The following is a 1,598-nucleotide window of genomic DNA, read 5'->3' as shown; positions in this document are numbered from 1 at the left end:
GCCTCGTACTGGACGTACTTGGGCGATTCGGGCGTGCGTCCAGGCGGGATGCCCGGCGTCGCGCGCCTGGCAAGATCCGCCGGACAGGCCCTAGCTGACCCGGACTCGATCGCCACAGCCCGCCGGCCCCGCCGGCGGGCTGTTCCGCGTCCACGGACGCCAGTGCACGCGGGCGTTCGCATCCCAACACACCGGGAATTGAACCACCGAAGGCCGTCCGCACGTTGGAATAGCGGAACTCCCGGTGAATCCCGGGAGAATGGCCGAAGTTCCCGACCGTAATCCGGTCCGGGACTTCGACGTGTACCGACCTACGGTCGCACCGCCCCCACCGTCGCCGCCGGTCCCGCTCCCGCCCCCACCCCGCCCCTGGCGGCGCGACAAGGCCTTGGTATGAGCACGGCAAAGGATTCCCCGCCCCGCGTCCACCATCTGGACGGACGGACGGCCGAGTTGATGTGGTGTCCGGGCTCAACCCGCGGGCCGGCCGGTCCGCAGGCCTGTACGGACGAACCTCCCACACCCTCACACCCGGGAGCAGACACATGCGCACCCCCCTCAAGGCCGCCGCCCACACCCTCACGGCGCTGGCCCTGGCCGCCTTCGGCACCACCGCCCTGGCCGCCGGCGCCGAGGCCCAACCCGCCCCGGCCGCCGCCCACTTCGGGGCCAAGCCGCTCCACCCCGGCACCACCGCCAAGAGCCCGACCGCGACGTCCGGCAACACCCTGTCGGTCCGCTCCGCCGCGACCCAGGGCGTGGTCTCCCCCACCCCCAAGGTGTACCTGGTGTTCTGGGGCTCGCAGTGGTCCTCCGACCCGGCCGGGGTCGCCCCCGACATGCAGAACATGTTCAAGGGCCTCTACGGCAGCCAGGACACCTGGGGCACCATCCTCAGCCAGTACTGCGAGGGCGTCGCCAGGGGCACCACCACCTGCGGCACCAAGGGCACCCACGTCCAGCACCCGGCCTCCTCCCCGCTGGCCGGCGTCTGGTTCGACAACGCCGCCGCCACCCCGGCCAACGCCACCGCCGCCCAGATCGCCGCCGAGGCGGGCAAGGCCGCCGCCCACTTCGGCAACACCACCCAGGCGCCCAACCTCAACGCCCAGTACGTGGTGGTCTCCCCCACCGGCACCCACCCGGACGGCTTCCCCAACTCCGGCTTCTGCGCCTGGCACGACAAGACCAGCAGCTCCTACGGCACCCTGGCCTACACCAACCTGCCGTACATCCCGGACAACGGGGCGGGCACCTGCACCACCTTCACCGACGGGCGGCTGCTCTCCGGCATCGAGTCCACCGAGACCCACGAGTACGCGGAGACGGTCACCGACTTCTGGCCCAGCATCGGCTGGAACGGCGGCGGCGGTGAGATCGGCGACGAGTGCGAGAACCTCGACGCCTACGTCACCCTGAGCACCGGCACCTTCGACCTCCAGGGCCTGTGGTCCAACAGCACCAACAAGTGCGTGACGCACGGCTGACGACCGCCCGCTCCGAGGAACCCGGCCCGCCGCGCCCCCCGCGCGGGGGGGGCGGGGCGGGGGGGGGGCGGGCGGGGGGCGGGGGCTCGAGCCCCGCCGCCGCGGGGTGAC

At 72.8% G+C, this 1,598-nt stretch carries 1 protein-coding gene; it reads left to right on the top strand.

Features of this window, described 5'->3' with window-relative positions; genetic code table 11:
• Nucleotides 1-545: 545 nt before the first annotated feature.
• Nucleotides 546-1,487 (top strand): hypothetical protein, encoded by a 942-nt coding sequence (locus tag ACFWXO_RS44575; RefSeq protein ID WP_380532797.1) that lies wholly within the window; start codon nucleotides 546-548, stop codon nucleotides 1,485-1,487.
• The last annotated feature ends 111 nt before the right edge of the window (nucleotides 1,488-1,598 follow it).

The organism is Kitasatospora sp. NPDC059088 (assembly GCF_042738155.1).
In the GTDB taxonomy this organism is placed as follows: domain Bacteria; phylum Actinomycetota; class Actinomycetes; order Streptomycetales; family Streptomycetaceae; genus Kitasatospora.
This window is presented reverse-complemented; position numbering and strand designations above follow the sequence as displayed.